Source organism: Litorerythrobacter xanthomarinus, from assembly GCF_046254955.1.
Lineage (GTDB): Bacteria > Pseudomonadota > Alphaproteobacteria > Sphingomonadales > Sphingomonadaceae > Qipengyuania_C.
On record NZ_JBJXRG010000002.1, the window covers coordinates 1 to 17410 of the forward strand.

The window sequence follows — 17410 nt, forward strand, 5'->3', positions numbered from 1 at the left end:
GGCGCCGGGATCGCAGGCAACACCGGCGATGACCGCGTCACCGCACAAATCGGCTTCGCAATCGGGTTCTGAGGAGGGGAGGCGGCGCGGATTGCTTGATTGCCGATCCGTGCGCCTTGCCATTCGGCGCGTTTTGCGCGACTTCTCCCGTCAGGTGGGAGTAGATCATGGTCACAATCTGGCATCGGGTTCGCAAAGGCGTTTCGGGCATCGGCGATACCGAATGGGCGCTGTTGCTGTTCGAGACGGTCGGAATCGTGCTTGGCGTGCTGCTGGCAGTGCAGGTTGGCACCTGGATCGAGGACCGCAAGGAAGCGCGTGAGCAGCGTGAACTGGTCGAGCGATTGTTCGAGGAATCGCAAATGGCGATCCCAATAATTCGTGGTCAGATCGGATTTTTTGAACGACCGAAGGAGAGACAAGTTGAAGCGCTTGACCAGCTGATCAATAGAGGCTCGTGTCCAGGACGAAGCGGCTGGGGCGCGCTTGCTAACACGCAATTTTTTCCCCCGCTTAATCCACCCTCAACGGCTTATGACGAGATGGTCGGCGCGGGAGGCCTCGGCCGCCTGAGAGATCCCCAAGTGAGGAATGCCGTGAGTACATTTCACGGTGGCCTCGCCCAATTCACTCAGCAGCAGGAGTTCTTCCGCAGCATTAACGTTGAAGAAGGCGCTTTGTTCAATGACAAGTTTCCTCTTAGTTTTGATCCCGAGACTGCCGAAGTGGGCATCGGAGATGAGGGCTACGATGCGCTTTGCGAAGATGACGAAATCAGGATGCACATGCTTTCTGCCTTCCGCTCTTCGCATGTGTTGAATAGCGCGCGCGAGGAATTGATGTCAGCCGCGATCAGAATGTGCGTTTTGCTGGGTGATGAAGTCGGCCGCGAATGCGTTCCAACCTTCGGCGAGCCGCTCACTCAAGAGCAAATCGCTGCGGCAAGAGGCCAGGACCGGGAGAGCGAATAGTCGAATTCCTTTGACTTTTTGCAGTGCAGCATCCACATGGCGCTCGAACGAAGCGCGCTAGCCAGCGTGAAGCGGCGGAAAAAAATCAAAATCATCCGCCCGGCCGCGACTTCGACGATTTCCAAGAGACTTCCCTTTTCACGCGGGTCGTTTTGACACCCGCGCCGCGCGAGCTGTGACTCTGCGCGCCGCATATATTGCGAGTTTAACACTCTATAATGACTACTACTTTTGATTCTCTCGGGCTGTCGCAGCCCGTGCTCCAGGCCCTCGATATGAAGGGCTATAGCGAACCCACGCCGATCCAGGCGCAGGCAATCCCGGCTGTACTCGACGGGCGCGACCTCATGGGTATCGCCCAGACCGGTACCGGCAAGACTGCGGCTTTCATGCTGCCAGCTATCGACCGGCTGCGCGCTGCCGATCGTCAAACCCCATTCAAGAGCTGCCGCATGTTGGTGCTCGCGCCAACGCGCGAACTGGCCGGGCAGATTGCCCAGGCAGCCAAGGAATATGGCGCATTGGCGGGCCTCAAGGTTCACTCGATCGTCGGCGGGACCTCGGTCAACAAGGATCGCAACAAGCTGCACCGCGGCACCGATATCCTGGTCGCCACGCCGGGCCGCCTGATCGACCTGATCGACCAGCGCGCCTTCCGTCTCGACGGTGTTGAGATCCTCGTGCTCGACGAAGCCGATCAGATGCTCGACCTTGGCTTTATCCACGCTCTGCGCAAGATCAGCGAGCTGGTCCCGGCCGAGCGGCAGACGCTGTTCTTCAGCGCCACCATGCCCAAGCAGATCAAGGAATTGGTCGGCAAATATTGTCGCAACCCGGTCCATGTGAGCGTGACCCCATCTGCCACGACCGCTGAACGCATCGACCAGTATCTTTTCATGGTCCAGCACGAGGAGAAGCAGGCTCTGCTCGAGCTCATCCTCTCGCAGCGCCACGAAGTACCCGGCAAGTTCGAGCGCGTGCTGATCTTCACGCGCACGAAGCACGGCGCTGATCGTGTGGTGAAGAAGCTGAGCCAGAAGGGCATTCCGGCTAACGCGATCCATGGCAACAAAAGCCAGCCGCAGCGCGAACGCGCGCTCGCCGAGTTCAAGAAGGCCAAGACGCCGATCTTGGTCGCGACTGACGTTGCCGCGCGCGGGATCGATATCCCGGGTGTAAGCCACGTGATCAATTACGAGCTGCCCAATGTGCCCGAGCAGTATGTCCACCGCATTGGCCGGACGGCGCGTGCCGGGGCAGACGGTATTGCAATCGCATTCTGCGGCGAGGACGAACGCGCTTATCTCAAGGATATTCGCAAGACGACCGATGCCGAATTCGAACGCTTGCCGTTGCCGGAGAACTTTCGCGCAGTGGTTGAAGGCGTCGGCCCGACCAAGCCGCCGCCCAAGCAGCAGCGTCAGCGCGTCAACCCGAAGCCCAAAGGTGCTCGTCCGCAAGGCGATACGCCGCAAGGAAACCGCTCCAAGCGCAAGCATCCGTCGCGCAAGGGTAAACCGGCGCACGCTGGCCAGGGTAATCCCGGCGGCGGCAATCGCCGGGGCGGCAATCGTCGCGGTGGTAAGCCAGGAAATGCACCGCGCGCTGCCCAGGGGTAACTTCCTGCTGCCAAGTAGCGAATAGCTCCTGACAACGGCATGGTTGGCAAGCGCGTTGCTTGCCGCCATATCCCCCGCACAGCAGGAGCATTCGCATGGCCGACCAGGATTCCGAAAACTACGACTACGACCTTTTCACCATCGGGGCCGGCTCGGGCGGCGTGCGCGCCAGCCGCGTTGCCGCCGCGCATGGTGCGAAGGTGGCAGTGGCCGAAGAGCACCGGGTTGGCGGAACCTGTGTCATCCGCGGCTGCGTACCCAAGAAGATGCTCGTTTACGGCGCGCACTTCGCCGAAGATCTGAAGGATGCGCGCAATTTCGGCTGGTCGACCGATGATATCGAGTTCGACTGGATTACGCTGCGCGATAACGTGCTCAACGACGTGGATCGTCTCAACGGGCTCTATGAAGAGACGCTCGAGAACCACAATGTCGAGATTTTCCATGAGCGGGCAGAACTTGTTGGACCGCACGAGATCAGGCTCGCCAGCGGCAAGACCGTCACCGCGAGATACATCCTGATCGCGACCGGCGCGCGTCCGCATGTCCCCGAATTCGAGGGCTCCGAGCACGCCATCACCTCCAACGAAGCCTTCCATCTCGACGAAATTCCGAAGAAGATCATCATCGCCGGCGGCGGCTATATCGCCAATGAGTTCGCCGGTATTTTCAACGAGTTCGGAAGCAAGGTCTGCCTCGTCAATCGCGGCGACCAGTTGCTGCGCAGCTATGACGAAGCTTTGCGCGATCGTCTGCTGCAGATTTCGATCATTAAAGGCATCGAATTCAAGTTCAACACGGTATTCAAGTACATCAAGCCGTGTGACGATGGTGGCTTCCATGTGAAGCTTTCGGACAATGACGAAGAGATTGTCGACCTGGTCATGTTCGCGACCGGACGTGTGCCCAATGTCGAAGGCCTGGGCCTTGGCAATGCAGGAGTCGAGCTGGGCGAAAAGGGCGAAATCAAGGTAGACGAATTCTCGAAAACCAATGTCGACCACATCTATGCGGTGGGCGATGTGACCGACCGTGTGCAGTTGACCCCCGTCGCGATCCGCGAAGGGCAGGCCTTCGCCGATAGTGTGTTCGGCGATGTCGAGCCCTATGCGGTCGACCATTCCTGCATTCCCAGCGCCGTGTTCAGTCATCCGCCGATTGCAGCGGTGGGCCTCACCGAAGGCCAGGCGCGCAACTCATTGGGCAATATCAAGGTTTACCAGTCGGACTTCCGGCCGATGAAGAACGTGCTCGCGGGTCGCAACGAGCGCTCGCTGTTCAAGATGGTCTGCGATGCAGCGAATGACCGGATCGTGGGCATCCACATGATCGCGCCCGAGGCTGCTGAAATGATGCAGGCTGCTGCTGTGGCAGTGAAGGCCGGGCTGACCAAGGCCGATTTCGATGCCACAACCGCGATCCACCCGACCATGGCCGAGGAGCTCGTACTCTTGCGCTGATCGGCGTTCAGCATCCGCTCATTAGATGAGGCGAGAATATTGCGCTCAATTGATGCAAGGTCGATTCCATGCGTATTTTCAATCTGTTGCCACTCATCGCGCTGTCCTGTGCTGCCTGCAGCCAAGGCAATGAAGGGGCCGCAGCGAGCGGCCCGACCGAATATGCCACGCAGACCCAAGCGCCCACTCCTGATTACAAGGCGCTGATGGCCGAACCTCGTCTCGGCGACGGAAGCTGGGTCCGCCGCGATGGGAGCCCGCCATTGCCTTCAAATGCCATGGAGATCGGCCAGGCCTGGTATGACCGGCTGGAGGCACGCAACGCGCTGCTTGGTGCAGGCTTCGGAGGCAAGGGCCCGGATGGCCCGGTCAATATGCTCGACACGGGGATGACTGAAGCCGAGTTCCTCGCCTGGGTCGACGATAACGACTGGACGATCCCCCAGCACATCACATTCAGCTTTGTACCGCCGATGAACCTTCCGGCGGTTTCGGATGCCGCGGATGGCGGAATCCGGATTTGGCCCGCATCAACCGCGCGCACCGGGGCCCAGAACGAGGCGTTGCTGTCGGGCCGGGTCGAGCTGCGCGATGGTTGCTTTTACGGGTCCGAAGGCTTCGGAACCCCGGATAAGCTGGCCTTCTTCCACGGGGAGATCGGTCTCGATATCGATGACGAAGGATATTACATCCTGCGGGATCGCGTTTCCGGGCATGTGCGCGCGCGGCTTGGCGAAGATATGCATTGGGGCGGTCCGCCTTCGGCATATATCGATCCAGAGCTCGAAAAGGAGATCCAGGAACAATGCGGCCCGGGAGAGATCCTGGTAGTTGGTTCACCGGAATCGCGTGAGCGTTTCTACGCGCAATATCCGCATACCCGCGACCCCAATGTTCTCCCGTCACCGCCAAGCGAATAGACCCGTTGCTGCCTGCAACCCTTTGGCGTAGCCTACGTTCAAAGGGAGATTTACATGTCGGGAACAGTACTGGTCACAGGCGGGACAGGCTATATCGGCGGCGAAGTCATCGGGCAGCTGCTCGCCAAGGGCTATACGGTCCACACCACTGTAAGAAACAAGGCCAAGAGCGAGCCGGGGCTGCGCGAGCGCTGGAGTGATGCTGATGATCACCTCAAGGTGTTCCAGGCTGATTTGCAGAGCGACGAGGGCTGGGCGGAAGCGAACGCCGGTTGTGAGGGCGTAATCCACGTCGCCTCTCCCATCCCGATCAATGCACCCAAGAATGAGGACGAGCTGATCGTTCCGGCGCGCGAAGGCACTTTGCGGGCGTTGCGATTTGCGAGCGATGCGGGCGCAAAGCGGTTCGTCCAGACAAGTTCGATGGCAGCGATTGCCTATGGCCGCGACGACAAGGTCTACACCGTCGACGAAAGCGACTGGACCGACGTCAATCATCCCGATGTCTACGCTTACGTGAAATCGAAGACGATTGCAGAACGGGCAGCGCGCGAATGGGTCGACGCAACGGGAACCGATATGGAATTCGTGTCTGTCAATCCATCGATGGTGCTGGGACCGGTTTATAGCGGGGATTTCTCCGCCAGTGTCGAACTGGTGAAGCAATTGCTCGACGGTTCGATGCCCATGGCACCGGATCTCGGTTTTGCCGTGGTCGACACCCGCGACATCGCTGATCTGCATGTGCGCTGCCTGGAAGAGCCGGGCCTGGCCGGCGAGCGGTTCATGGCCGCCGGTCGCTTTATGAAAGCGCTCGAGATCGGTGAAGTGCTTCGAAATGGCTTGCCGGAAAAACAGGCGCGCAAGGTTCCGACCAGACGCATGCCTGGCTGGATGGTGTCGGTGTTGGCGTTATTCAATCCGGGCGTGAAGCAGATCAAGGCCGAGCTTGGCAAGACACGCAATGCCGATTCCTCGCACGCAAAGGAGCGCCTCGGTTGGAAGACTCGCGCCGAGGAAGAGACGATCCTCGATTGCGCCAAGAGCCTGATCGAGCACGGCGTGGTCAAGGTTTGAGCTGTTCCCATGTGGAACGCCGCCAAGAGGCACGTTGCAGGCGCAAGCAGGGCCTGCCTATACCCGCAAGTGATCGAATCGCCTGCAATCCGGTTTCGGGGGACTGAATGAACGTTCTTGCTTCGCGCGGACAACTTCGTGCCAGCTTCTTTCGCTGGGCCTTGCTGACAGTACCAGCTGTACTGCTGCTCGGCTTCCTGAGCGGCCGCGCCGCACCGGGCGGGGCAGAAAACCGCTGGTTCATGTCGCTCGACATGCCCGACATCATGCCGCCGTTCTGGGCATTCCCATTGGCCTGGACAATTCTCTACCTCCTGATGGGTATCGCGCTGGCACTGGTATGCGCTGCGTGGGGCGCTCGCGGGCGCGCGATCGCCATCACCGCCTTCATCGTCCAACTGCTGGTCAACGTCACCTGGAATCCGGTGTTCTTCGGGATGCGCGACATCGAGATGGCACTAATGATCATCGGCATTCTCGACTTGCTAGTGATCATCACCATCGTGCTGTTCTGGCGCGTGCGGCGTCTAGCTGCTTTGTTGCTGCTGCCTTATCTCGCATGGATCCTCTTCGCGACGGTGCTCAACTGGCAGTTCCTCGAGCTCAATCCCAACGCCTCTTCGAGCGGAGATGGCAGCGCGGTCCAGCGGGTGGAGCTATAGGGGGTTGCCGCGGGGCGCCTCGATCTCCAAATACTCCATCATGCAAAGTGAAAACCCCCTCGTCGCCGATCTCGTTAAACTCGCCAATGGTGCCGCGGGCACTTTTGCCGGCATGACGCGCGAGGCGCGCGAAGGCGCAAAAGAACGCCTGCGTGAAGCGGTTGGCGGAATGGATTTCGTCAGCCGAGAAGAATTTGACGCGGTCAAGGCGATGGCAGCGAAGGCGCGCGAAGAAGCGGAAGAGCTCAAGGCCCGCGTTGCGCAGCTGGAAGCGAAGCTCTCGAAATAATCTTGCTGGCGCTGTAGGCGCTTGGCCATGCAGCTTCGCGCACCCGCCATCCTTGTTGCCGCTCGCCCGCATGGCGAGACGGCGGTCGTGGCGCGTATGCTCACCGAGCAGAACGGCCTGGTGGCGGGCTATGTCGCCGGGGGCAGGGGGCGGCAATTGCGGCCCGTAGTCATTCCCGGAAATCTCGTCGAGGCTGACTTGCGCGCCCGCTCTGACAGCCAGCTACCCTTCGCGCGGCTGGAACTTGTCACCAGTCGCGGACCCTGGCTGAGCGAACCTTTGGCCGCTGCAGCGATCAACTGGACCTGCGCGCTTACCGCCAGCGCCTTGCCCGAACGCAATGCCTATCCCGCGCTCTATCACGCGCTGGGCGGCTTGCTCGACGCGGTCTGCGGAGCGCCCTCGGCGCGTGGGTGGGCACCTGCGCTGGTCGCCTTCGAAAGCCTGATGCTGCGAGATCTCGGATATGGCGGCGGCGAAACGCGTCCGCAGGTAGCCAATCTATCGGAGGCCCTCGAAATTCTCGACCTCATGGAACCTCAAATCGCGCGCAACCTGCTTGCCGGGCATCAAAGCGATGTTATGGCAACGCGAGCGCTGCTGAGAGCGCGACTGGCACGGATGGAAGAATGAAGATTGCGCTCCTTCCCGGCGATGGGATCGGCCCCGAAGTTTCCGCGCAGGCGGTGCGCGTGCTCGAAGCGCTCGATTTGCCCGGTGTCGAAATGCGCACAGCCGATGTCGGCGGCATCGCCTTCCGCAATCACGGTCATCCGCTACCCAAGGAAACGCTCGACCTCGCGCGCGCTTCGGAGGCAATCCTGTTCGGTGCGGTGGGGGATCCGGCCTGCGACGATCTCAAGCGCGAGTTGCGGCCCGAACAGGCGATCCTGGGCCTGCGCGCTGAACTCGGCCTGTTCGCCAATCTGCGCCCGGCCAAGCTATTCGAAGGGCTGGAGGAGCTATCCACGCTGCGCCCAGAAGTGGCGAGCGCCATCGACCTGCTGATTGTGCGCGAACTGAACGGCGACGTCTATTTCGGTGCGAAGGGTATCGACACGCTGGAGAATGGCGAGCGCGAAGGCTGGGACCGGATGTCCTACCGGACAAGCGAAGTGAGGCGGATCGCCGAGCTCGCATTTCGCGCGGCGCAGGGGCGCCGGGGCAAGGTCACCAGCGTCGACAAGGCCAATGTCCTCGAAACCAGCCAGGTGTGGCGCGATACGGTGATCGAAGTCGCCAAGGACTTCCCCGACGTCGCGCTCGAACACATGTATGTCGATAACGCCGCGATGCAGCTGGTACGCGCGCCCGGCGCTTTCGACGTAGTGCTGACCGGAAACCTGTTCGGCGATATCCTCTCGGACCAGGCGAGCGTCTGTGTCGGTTCGATCGGATTATTGGCGAGCGCATCGCTCGGCGAACGGCGGACCGACCATGGCACTTTCGGCCTTTACGAGCCGATTCATGGCAGCGCGCCCGATATCGCGGGGAAGGATATCGCCAATCCGATGGCGATGATCCTTTCGGCCGCGATGATGCTGCGCCATTCCTTCGGCTGCGAAGCGGAGGCGGCACGGATCGAAGCGGCGGTTGCAAAGGCGCTCGGTAATGGCGTGCGCGGCGGCGATATCGGCGGTGAAGCAGGATGCCGCGAAGTCGGCGACGCGGTGCTCGCGCGGCTCTGAAAAATGCGCTGAGAGTAACCTTGCGTTGACGTTTACCATATATCGCGCGAGGTCATGGACATGACGCACACGACGGTTTCCGATGCCGTAAGGGCAGCGAGCGACGGAAAGTCGCTCGAGCTCGCCATCATTCTCCCCACGCTCAACGAGCGCGATAATCTGCCTTCGCTGGTCGAACGGATCGATGGCGCGCTTGGAGCGCTGCGCTGGGAAGTGCTGATTGTCGACGACAACAGCGCCGATGGCACCGCCGAGGCCGCACGTACCCTCTCGCTGACGGATCCGCGCGTGCGCGTGATCCAGCGCATCGGTCGCCGCGGCCTTGCAAGCGCTGCAATCGAAGGCTTTTGCGCGACCGCTGCGCCGTATGTCGCGGTAATGGATGCCGATCATCAGCACGATCCGGCATTGCTTCCTGGTATGCTCGAAGCCGTGCGCTCGGGCGAAGCGGATGTGGCAGTCGCTTCGCGCTTTGCCGAAGGCGCGAGCATGGAAGAATGGGGCCGTCCGGACCGAGAAAAGCTCTCCGGCGTCGCCAATGCCATGGCGCGCAAGCTGACGGGCGTATCGCTGAGCGATCCGATGAGTGGCTATTTCCTGCTTTCGAGCGATCGGGCGCGGGCGCTCGTGCCGAACCTCTCGGGTATCGGCTTCAAAATCCTGCTCGACCTGTTGGCGACATCTTCGGAGACTCTCACCGTGAAAGAATTTCCTCTGAGCTTCGCAGCGCGCCGTTCGGGCGAAAGCAAGCTCGACCGCGCGATCGCATTCGATTTCCTCGCCGGCCTTTACGACAAGACATTCGGCAAGCTGATCCCGACGCGATTTGCACTGTTTGGCACCGTTGGGGCGAGCGGAGTTCTCGTCCATATGGCGGTGCTGTGGGCAGTGCTGTTCATCTACGATGGCGCGTTCACTGTCGCTCAGACAATTGCCGTGCTCAGCGCGATGAGCTTCAACTTCTGGCTCAACAACTGGCTGACCTATCGCGACCAGCGCCTGAAAGGAACGAAGGCCGTGATGACCGGCTGGATCAGCTTCTGCTTGACCTGTGCAGTCGGCGGATTCGCCAATGTGGCGGTTGCAACGCTGCTCGAATCCGAAGGCTTGCACTGGATCCTGGCGGCCCTCGCCGGGATCGGCGTAGGCTCGGTCTGGAACTACGCACTGTCGTCCCGATTTGTCTGGGGCAGGTATTAACTACCTCCAGCTGTCGAGCCACATCCATGTCGTGAATGCTTGCGGTCCACCGAGCGGGGCCGCGCTGAGGATCGGGTAGAACCACGCGAAAATCGCAATACTTGCAGCGGGAATGAACATCGCGATCCGGCGCCAGCCGTCGCGCCAGAGCTCGTCAACCAGAAGCGCAAGCGCGGCCAGCAATGCGATGCTGGGTACAAAGTAGTGGTAATAGAACTGCACCGGCTTGTCGGCGACGAACCAGGCGCCAAGGCTCGCCAGATAGATTACCACCACGGAGAGGCAGTCGACCCGCCTGTGTTTGATCGCGGCCCAGGCGCACCAACCCAGCGCGCCGAGACCCAGCAGCATGGTAAGCGGATTGCCGATTAGCATTACACCGCGCTGAGCTCCGTCGACGGGCTCGTAGAGATACCAGATTGCACGCACGTTGAGCACCCAGTCAGGCCAGGTACTCTGGTAGGGATGCAGTTCGAGCACGCTCTGATGCAGCGCAATCATCTCTTGCTGGCGCGCGATGAATGCTCCGAGATCGAGGCCCCCGGTGACTGGCCAGAAGGTCAGCCAGTACGCGAGGAACGGGACCAGCCCCAGCCACAACGCGGCTTCCGCAAGGCTAATTCCCGGAACAGGCGCCCCGCGCGATGACCAAGCCGCGCGCCAGCCTGTCGCATGAATGCGCGCGGCGAGGAAAGCGAGGCCGGGCAGGGGAAGCAACGGCAGCGCGTTCCATTTCGAGGCTGCTGCCAGGCCCAACGCGGTTCCGGCAAGAGCCAATCGTATTCTGCCGCGTTCCGGTTCGCGAATGGCGGCAGCGAACTGCCACGCTGCGATCGCGCAAAAGCAGGCCATGAAGATATCCAGCATGGCGATCCGCGACTGGATGAACAGGATGAAGCCGCTTCCCAGAAGGACGCCGAACGCGATGGTGGCGACGTGCGAAAAGCTGGCAAACCACAAGGCGCGGCAGCTTGCGAAGAGCGTGGCAACGCCGGCAAGAGCCGGGAACAGGCGCCATCCCAGCGGAGCATCGCCCAACATGGCCATGCCTGCCGCGATGAGTTCCTTGCCAAGCGGGGGGTGTTCCCGGTTTAGGGCCTCTGCGCCATCGATCAGCGCGCGCGCGGCGGGCAGATAGTGCACTTCGTCGAACAGCGGCTGCGAGGGAATGTTGATTCGGATCACGATCAACGCACCAAATAGCGTAGCAATGGCCCAGCACCAGCCGATCGGGTCGCGAGGATGGGGCGGCGCGTAGCTCATTAAGGTACTGGCTAGAAATGGAATCCCCGCAGAGCAAGCAAATGTCTTTGGGAAATAGTTTGCGACTCAATTCGTCGCGCAAAATTCTCGTTTTGCCGCAAAGAAGGGCGAAATGGCTGATTCATACAACATATTTGGAACGCTATCTGCCACAACACGTTCTCAACCAAGAGTCGCAGTAATTCAGGGACATGAACATGAAGCTAGGAAAATTCGCATCGGCATTTGCAGCTGTATCGCTTGCAGCCGCACCGGTAGCCGTACAGGCACAGACAGCACAAACCGCTACTGCTGAGCAGGAAAGCGAACTTGGCTCGATTTCGCCACTGATTTTGGTCCTCGCTGCTGCCGCAGCGGTTGGTCTCTACCTGATTATTGACGATGGAGACGATGATCCGATCAGCGCCTGATCGCGACCATCAACATTTCAAGAAAAGCGGGGCCATAGCGCCCCGCTTTTTTGTGCCTGGAATGCTTTCCTCAACTTTCGCTATGACGTTCCAACCAGAATAGCCGAGCCACCATCGCGAGCAAGCCGATGCTGGCGGTCGCGGCCACGAACAATGCCCATGGCAAGATCTTCATGCCCCGAGCCCGCGCGCGAGGCGCGATCAAGAATAGTGCGAGGCTGACCGATATCAGCAGGTCCCACCACACCTGTACGCCCCAGAAAGTCTCCGTGTGATTGGCCCAAAGGATATCAGCACCTTCGCGGCTCATCGTAAGAAAGGTGTAGCCGCCAAAGCCAAGCGATAGCGCCGCAGCAAGGAGGGGGCTGCCGGTTTCCACCTGCGTGGCAACGATATAGATAATCACCGCCACTGTGGCGGCGATGCCGATTATGGCCAGGATCTCGAATGACGACATGTATTCTCTCCGACTCGTCTGTAGCAGATGCTACATTTGTACATGAATGTAGCACTTGCTACAAGTGCGTATGGACGTGCCAATGAACAGTTCTCCAAAGAAGCTACGCATGTCGCGTGAAACGCTGCTTCCGGCGCTTGCAGCGCACGTACTTGAGCACGGGATGGAGCATGCAAGCCTGCGCCCCTTGGCTAAAGCCGCCGGAACCAGCGACCGCATGCTCATCTATCACTTTGGCAGCAAGGAACAGCTTGTCGACGACGTTCTCGATTACATTGCCGAGACATATGCGAAGCTGCTCGATGCCGCATTTGCGGCCAAACCAGCCAAGTCCCGAGAGGAAGTGCTGGCGCGCGTGCTTGATTCCACCGGCGATGACGCGATGAAACCGTTCCTCGCGCTGTGGTGGCAAATCGTCGCCGGCTGCGCGCGGGGCAATGCCGGATATCTGAGCGCTGCGCAGTCGGTGATGGATACACTGCTGGCATGGCTCGAACGGCAAATGCCAGCTGACGATCCCGATCCAGCTAGCGGCGCGCGTTACCTGCTCACGCTGATCGAAGGAACGCAGATGCTCGAGGCGATCGGGCGGGGCGGCATTGCGGCAGACGGCCTGAAATCGCAGAAACTCGGCTGATCACCATGGCCAAGGCGCTTGCCCGCGTTAGTAACCGCGCTTACACCGCCCCGCGATGAAAAAGACCACTGGCACAGATCGCTCGATCACTTCGAAATGGCGCCCCGCAACGCGCGCCATCCGCGGAGGTACTTGGCGCAGCGAGCATGGGGAAACGAGCGAGGCGCTGTTCCTCACTTCGGGCTACACCTACGATGATGCTGCAACCGTTGCCGCGCGCTTTGCGGGCGACGAACAAGGCATGACCTATTCGCGCCTTCAGAACCCCACAGTCGCCATGCTCGAAGAGCGTATCGCGCTGCTCGAAGGGGCCGAAGCTTGCCGCGCACAGGCCAGCGGAATGGCGGCGATGACTGCGGCGCTATTGTGCCAGTTATCGGCAGGTGACCACTGCGTTTCGGCGCGCGCTGCATTCGGCTCGTGCCGTTGGCTGGTCGATGAGCTCCTGCCGCGCTTCCGCATCGAGACCACAGTGATCGACAGTGCTGACAATGACGCCTGGGAAACGGCGATACGGCCCAACACCAAGGTGTTCTTCTTCGAAACGCCCGCCAATCCCACGCTCGATATCGTCGATCTCAAGCATGTCTGCGATCTCGCGAAGTCGCACGGGATTACAACGGTCGTCGATAATGCCTTTGCCACCGCTGCGCTCCAGCGCCCGCTCGAATTCGGTGCGGATGTGGTTGCTTATTCGGCCACCAAGCTGATGGACGGGCAGGGCAGGGTGCTCGCCGGTGCGGTCTGCGGGACCGAGAAGTTCATCAACGAGACACTGCTGCCATTTCAGCGCAACACCGGGCCGAACCTCGCGCCCTTCAATGCCTGGGTGGTCCTGAAAGGGCTCGAGACGCTTTCGCTGCGCGCCCACAAGCAGAGCGAGAATGCACTTGCGCTGGGCAAGTTCATGGAAGGCCGCGTGCCGCAGATGCTGCATCCGGGCCTCCCGAGCCATCCGCAGCACAATCTCGCCATGAGCCAGATGGACGCCTGCGGGCCGATTTTCAGCTTCGTCGTCGATGGTGGGCGGAAACAGGCTCACGCGATCCTCGACGCTTTGCAGCTCGTCGATATCTCGAACAATATCGGCGACGCGCGCAGCCTCATGTGCCACCCGGCCTCAACCACCCATGCCGGTATGACCGAGCAAGCGCGACAGGAAATGGGCGTGGTGGAAGGCATGCTGCGGATCAATGTCGGCCTTGAGGACATCGAAGACCTCAAGGAGGACATCGACGAGGCGCTAAAGGCAGCAGGGCTAGAATCATGACCAAGACCGTGGAACTGATTTTCGACTGCGTTAGCCCCAATGCCTATATGGTGTGGTGGCCGCTACGCGAGCTGGCCGAACGTCAAGATGCGCAGCTGGAAGTCACACCGGTATTCCTCGGCGGGATGCACAAGCTGACCGGCAATGCTCCGCCGTTCATTCGCGATGCCGAAATCAAGGGCAAGAACGCCTATGCGATGATCGAGATGCAGCGTTTCATTGCGAAGCACGGCCTCGATAAATACACCATGCCGCCTGAGTTTCCGTTTAATTCGATAACGTCGCAGCGCATGCTGCTGGCTGTAGAAGGCAGCGAGCGTGTCGCTTTGGCAGAAACCATTCTCAAGCTGGTGTGGGAAGACAGTGTCCTGCCGGGCGATGCCGAGACGTTTGGGGCGGCTCTAAGCGAAGCGGGCCACGATGGCGCGGCGCTGCTGGACGCAACGCAGGATCCGGCAATTAAGCAGCAACTGATCGAAAATACCGAAAGCGCGGTCGAACGCGGGGCATTCGGCATTCCGACGATGTTCGTCGATGGCGAGATCTATTTCGGCAAGGAACGCCTGGGGCAAATCGAAGAACAGCTCGCCGGCTGAGCCTCTGCTAGCCGCAGCGTTCTCTGGCCTTGGTTAGAGGCCCGCCTGCAGGTAAATCTGCTTTTCCTCGTTGATCACGATCGGCGGGATCGGTGCAAACGGCAGCAGCGGCTGCAGTTCGTACTGCATCACCATCTTGCCGAAACTCGCGCCATTGGTGCTTGTACCGCGGGTAAACACCAGCTTCTTGATCCCGCTGTGCGCGACGCCAACGAACTCGTCCTTGGTTTCATCGGTCACTTCGGCGGCGGTCGCTGTTGGATTGACCTTGGCGAGCCGTAGCCCTTCGCCCATCGCGTTGCGCATCGCGCCCGACGCATGCAGCACCATCGCGAACTGCAGGATCCCGAGCATCAGCGTCACCAGGATCGGCAAGGCGATGGCAAATTCGAAACCGAGAGAACCGTTCTCGTCACGCTTGATCGCGTGGAAGGGCTTGAGACGTGTGATCATTGGTACCTCACAGTGCTGTCGCCCACGACACGAACGGTCGACGACCGCTCCTTGCCGTCGAAGAAGCTGGCCATTTTCGACCAGTTGAAATCGGTCTGAACCGCATCCGCGATCGAGACATAGGCGAAGCGTGCGGTGGTCTCGGTGTCGAGGCACTCGTCGGTGACCTTATCGGCCCGGACGCCATCGCATTCGAGGAAAAATGTGACAGTGACCTTGTCGGTACCAACACCGGCTGCTTCGGCTGCTTCGGCAGTGTATTTTGTCGTCCGGCCGTCGGTCGGACGTTTGGCGAGCACGAAATCGGTTGTGCGCTGAGCCGCCTGTTCGAGGTCGATCTTGGCTGCGACAAGGCGCGAGATATCGATCATGCCGAGGCACAGCAGCATCAGCAGCGGGATCGACATCGCCATTTCGACCAGGGCAACGCCTTCCTGGTCACGCTTGAGCGCGCGCAGGGTCTTGAAGATGGACAGTTTTGGCATGATGATCACTCCACCACCCGGATGATCTTGGAAGCGTTATCGATCGTCGACGTATCGAACGGACACTTGGTCGAATCGTAGTCGAGCGAGGATTCGCCGCCGAATGTGACGGTGCTGGCAACCAGCAGCAGGCAATCGGCATGCTGGCCCGAGCTGCCGTTGAACTGCACATCGCCATTGGGCATGTAGACAATGCCTTCCAGACCGAGGTCCGAACCGCCGTTGATCGTGCTGGTATGGTTCGAACCCACCGGATCCTGGTAAATCAGAATACCGTCCCAGTCGCTCGTATCGTCGTCGGTCGCCGTGAGGTCGACCACCGCGCTACCCGAAATATCGACATCGGCCATCTTGCCGGCATTGTCGCCCGTCAGGATGATGGTGACATCGTTACCGGTGATCTTTGCGCCCGAGTTGATCTTCAGATCACCACCATCGATGACGTAGATCCCCGACTGCAGGGTCAGCGTGCCTTTCACGTCAAGGCCGCCGCAAATCGTGGTAAAGCCGTCACCGTCTTTGTCGTAGACGATGCTCCCCGCGCTACTGGGATTTATGACCTTATTGTCAGAAGGTGCGATCGAAATACCCTTGTTGCCGGTATTGTCACAGGCGGAGTTCGGCGGGGTCAGGTTGCGCCCGGCAATCGGGTCTGCGACCTCTTCACCATAGGGAATCAGCGTCGTCCCGCTGTCGATGTTGGAATCGGCATAGTCGATCCCGCCTTGCGAGCTGATCGGGTTGGCCTTGAGGTAGCTGTTACCGTCGAGCTTTACTGCAGGGCTGCTCTTGGAGTTTGCCGCGACGCCGCAACCCAGATTGACATTGGCCGTACCGACAACGCCGATCCCGACACCGTTTTTCTTAAGCGAGATCACGCAGTGCTCACCTTCGCCGATCGCAGTTGCGACCGAACGCACGCGGATCACGGCAGCGTTTTTCATAAATACGCTAGAAAACGGTAGCTTGGCACTAGTCGTTGCGATGACTTCGATCGCCAGATTATCGCCCGTATAGGCGCCCGTGTCCGGCGGATTGGTCAGTTTCTCGATCGAGTAAGGTTCGTTGGTGGTCTTATTCATTGCGAGCTTGGCAGCCGCTTCCCAGTCGTCGCCCTTGTGCAGCGCAAGCGCCGCAGCCATCGATCCGGAATCCACAGTCTGCTGCATCTGCCGCTTCCACAGATACCATTGTACGGCATCCACGCCGATGCCGGCTGAGCCCACCAGGGCAGCCGTGCCCGCGCCAACCATCACCAGGATGTTGCCGCTCAAATCGGTTCTCAGCTGCTTGAGCCGCCGAAACAATGCACGCATCGTCAGTTCTCCAGATACTGCGCAAAAGGCGCAATTCGTCATTGCTTCCATGCCACCGGTCTCCCTAAAGAATTGCTCGAAAACAGGGTTTCCGCTTGGTTAAGTATGCGCCTGTGGAAACCCGCGAGAGACCTGCTTTTCAGGCGCAAGAACGGCCGAAAACTCTGGAAAACTCGCAAGTATTTGCCCCCGTTACCCCTTGCAGGAGCGGACAAAGCCGTTAGGCTGGCATCACTATGAAGGAGCTATTCCAGCACGCCGCGGTCACCGACGGCATTACCGTGAGGGTCGCGGTCAACTTCCTGCCCGAGCAGTCGCAGCCGGAAGCTGGCAAGTGGTTTTGGGTCTATCACGTCCGGCTCGAGAACCACTCGCACGAAGTCATCCAGCTGGTTTCGCGTCACTGGCGGATCACAGATGCACGCGGCATGGTCAATCATGTCGATGGCGAAGGCGTAGTGGGCGAGCAACCGGTCCTGCGGCCCAATGAGAGCCATGACTATGTCTCGGGCTGTCCGCTGACGACGCCGCATGGCTCGATGGAAGGCTATTACACTTTCTACCGCGAGGATGGTTCACCGCTTGAGGTGGCAATCCCGTTTTTCCCGCTTGCGGCACCCGCGACCGCTACCTGAAC

At 60.2% G+C, this 17410-nt stretch carries 20 protein-coding genes; 15 read left to right on the forward strand and 5 right to left on the reverse strand.

Annotated elements, in window-relative coordinates; translation table 11 throughout:
* Window positions 1–167: 167 nt before the first annotated feature.
* The 10 genes from ACEWMW_RS09205 to ACEWMW_RS09250 all read left to right on the forward strand — a co-directional run bounded on the left by ACEWMW_RS09205 (window position 168) and on the right by ACEWMW_RS09250 (window position 9886).
* Complete coding sequence (locus ACEWMW_RS09205; protein ID WP_409413635.1) at window positions 168–971, forward strand: hypothetical protein; 804 nt, start codon at window positions 168–170, stop codon at window positions 969–971.
* Between the two features lie 218 nt (window positions 972–1189).
* Window positions 1190–2590, forward strand: coding sequence for a DEAD/DEAH box helicase (locus ACEWMW_RS09210; RefSeq protein WP_409413636.1), 1401 nt, complete (start codon window positions 1190–1192; stop codon window positions 2588–2590).
* A 95-nt stretch (window positions 2591–2685) separates the two neighbouring features.
* A complete protein-coding gene (gorA, locus tag ACEWMW_RS09215; protein WP_409413637.1) occupies window positions 2686–4050 on the forward strand; it encodes a glutathione-disulfide reductase in 1365 nt (454 codons plus the stop codon).
* A gap of 68 nt (window positions 4051–4118) precedes the next feature.
* A complete protein-coding gene (locus tag ACEWMW_RS09220) occupies window positions 4119–4970 on the forward strand; it encodes a hypothetical protein (protein ID WP_409413638.1) in 852 nt (283 codons plus the stop codon).
* A gap of 54 nt (window positions 4971–5024) precedes the next feature.
* Window positions 5025–6047, forward strand: coding sequence for an NAD-dependent epimerase/dehydratase family protein (locus ACEWMW_RS09225; protein WP_409413639.1), 1023 nt, complete (start codon window positions 5025–5027; stop codon window positions 6045–6047).
* A gap of 107 nt (window positions 6048–6154) precedes the next feature.
* Window positions 6155–6709 (forward strand): TspO/MBR family protein, encoded by a 555-nt coding sequence (locus tag ACEWMW_RS09230; RefSeq protein WP_409413640.1) that lies wholly within the window; start codon window positions 6155–6157, stop codon window positions 6707–6709.
* A 40-nt stretch (window positions 6710–6749) separates the two neighbouring features.
* Window positions 6750–6998 (forward strand): accessory factor UbiK family protein, encoded by a 249-nt coding sequence (locus ACEWMW_RS09235; RefSeq protein ID WP_409413641.1) that lies wholly within the window; start codon window positions 6750–6752, stop codon window positions 6996–6998.
* A gap of 27 nt (window positions 6999–7025) precedes the next feature.
* Window positions 7026–7631, forward strand: a complete 606-nt coding sequence (gene recO / locus ACEWMW_RS09240; RefSeq protein ID WP_409413642.1) for a DNA repair protein RecO — start codon at window positions 7026–7028, stop codon at window positions 7629–7631.
* On the forward strand, window positions 7628–8686 hold the full coding sequence (leuB, locus tag ACEWMW_RS09245; RefSeq protein ID WP_409413643.1) for a 3-isopropylmalate dehydrogenase: 1059 nt from the start codon (window positions 7628–7630) through the stop codon (window positions 8684–8686). Before recO ends, leuB begins: the two co-directional genes overlap by 4 nt.
* Window positions 8687–8740: 54 nt before the next feature.
* On the forward strand, window positions 8741–9886 hold the full coding sequence (locus ACEWMW_RS09250; protein WP_409413644.1) for a glycosyltransferase family 2 protein: 1146 nt from the start codon (window positions 8741–8743) through the stop codon (window positions 9884–9886).
* Here ACEWMW_RS09250 and ACEWMW_RS09255 read toward each other — a convergent pair whose 3' ends face one another.
* Complete coding sequence (locus ACEWMW_RS09255; RefSeq protein ID WP_409413645.1) at window positions 9887–11149, reverse strand: phospholipid carrier-dependent glycosyltransferase; 1263 nt, start codon at window positions 11147–11149, stop codon at window positions 9887–9889.
* Window positions 11150–11346: 197 nt separating this feature from the next.
* Here ACEWMW_RS09255 and ACEWMW_RS09260 point away from each other — a divergent pair, with 197 nt between their 5' ends.
* Window positions 11347–11559, forward strand: coding sequence for a hypothetical protein (locus ACEWMW_RS09260; protein WP_409413646.1), 213 nt, complete (start codon window positions 11347–11349; stop codon window positions 11557–11559).
* 70 nt (window positions 11560–11629) lie between these two features.
* On the opposite strand, the gene ACEWMW_RS09265 is transcribed toward ACEWMW_RS09260, so the two are convergent.
* Window positions 11630–12016 (reverse strand): hypothetical protein, encoded by a 387-nt coding sequence (locus tag ACEWMW_RS09265; protein ID WP_409413647.1) that lies wholly within the window; start codon window positions 12014–12016, stop codon window positions 11630–11632.
* Between the two features lie 82 nt (window positions 12017–12098).
* On the opposite strand from ACEWMW_RS09265, the gene ACEWMW_RS09270 reads away from it, so the two are divergent.
* From ACEWMW_RS09270 to ACEWMW_RS09280, 3 genes are read left to right on the forward strand one after another with little or no spacing between them, the layout of a single operon-like run.
* A complete protein-coding gene (locus ACEWMW_RS09270) occupies window positions 12099–12653 on the forward strand; it encodes a TetR/AcrR family transcriptional regulator (RefSeq protein ID WP_409413648.1) in 555 nt (184 codons plus the stop codon).
* Window positions 12654–12708: 55 nt separating this feature from the next.
* Window positions 12709–13923 carry a trans-sulfuration enzyme family protein gene (locus tag ACEWMW_RS09275; RefSeq protein WP_409413649.1) on the forward strand — a complete coding sequence of 405 codons (1215 nt, stop codon included), beginning with the start codon at window positions 12709–12711 and terminating at the stop codon, window positions 13921–13923.
* Window positions 13920–14519, forward strand: coding sequence for a 2-hydroxychromene-2-carboxylate isomerase (locus ACEWMW_RS09280; RefSeq protein ID WP_409413650.1), 600 nt, complete (start codon window positions 13920–13922; stop codon window positions 14517–14519). Before ACEWMW_RS09275 ends, ACEWMW_RS09280 begins: the two co-directional genes overlap by 4 nt.
* Window positions 14520–14552: 33 nt before the next feature.
* Here ACEWMW_RS09280 and ACEWMW_RS09285 read toward each other — a convergent pair whose 3' ends face one another.
* Genes ACEWMW_RS09285 through ACEWMW_RS09295 form a run of 3 tightly spaced genes read right to left on the reverse strand, consistent with a single transcriptional unit; the run spans window position 14553 to window position 16824 of the window.
* Window positions 14553–14972: a TadE/TadG family type IV pilus assembly protein gene (locus ACEWMW_RS09285; RefSeq protein ID WP_409413651.1), complete on the reverse strand. Its 420-nt coding sequence runs from the start codon at window positions 14970–14972 to the stop codon at window positions 14553–14555.
* Entirely contained in the window at window positions 14969–15457 is a 489-nt protein-coding gene (locus ACEWMW_RS09290) for a TadE/TadG family type IV pilus assembly protein (RefSeq protein WP_409413652.1), read from the reverse strand. The genes ACEWMW_RS09285 and ACEWMW_RS09290 overlap by 4 nt, the downstream gene beginning before the upstream one ends.
* A gap of 5 nt (window positions 15458–15462) precedes the next feature.
* Complete coding sequence (locus ACEWMW_RS09295; protein ID WP_409413653.1) at window positions 15463–16824, reverse strand: TadE/TadG family type IV pilus assembly protein; 1362 nt, start codon at window positions 16822–16824, stop codon at window positions 15463–15465.
* A 185-nt stretch (window positions 16825–17009) separates the two neighbouring features.
* On the opposite strand from ACEWMW_RS09295, the gene apaG reads away from it, so the two are divergent.
* Window positions 17010–17408, forward strand: a complete 399-nt coding sequence (gene apaG / locus ACEWMW_RS09300) for a Co2+/Mg2+ efflux protein ApaG (protein WP_409413654.1) — start codon at window positions 17010–17012, stop codon at window positions 17406–17408.
* The last annotated feature ends 2 nt before the right edge of the window (window positions 17409–17410 follow it).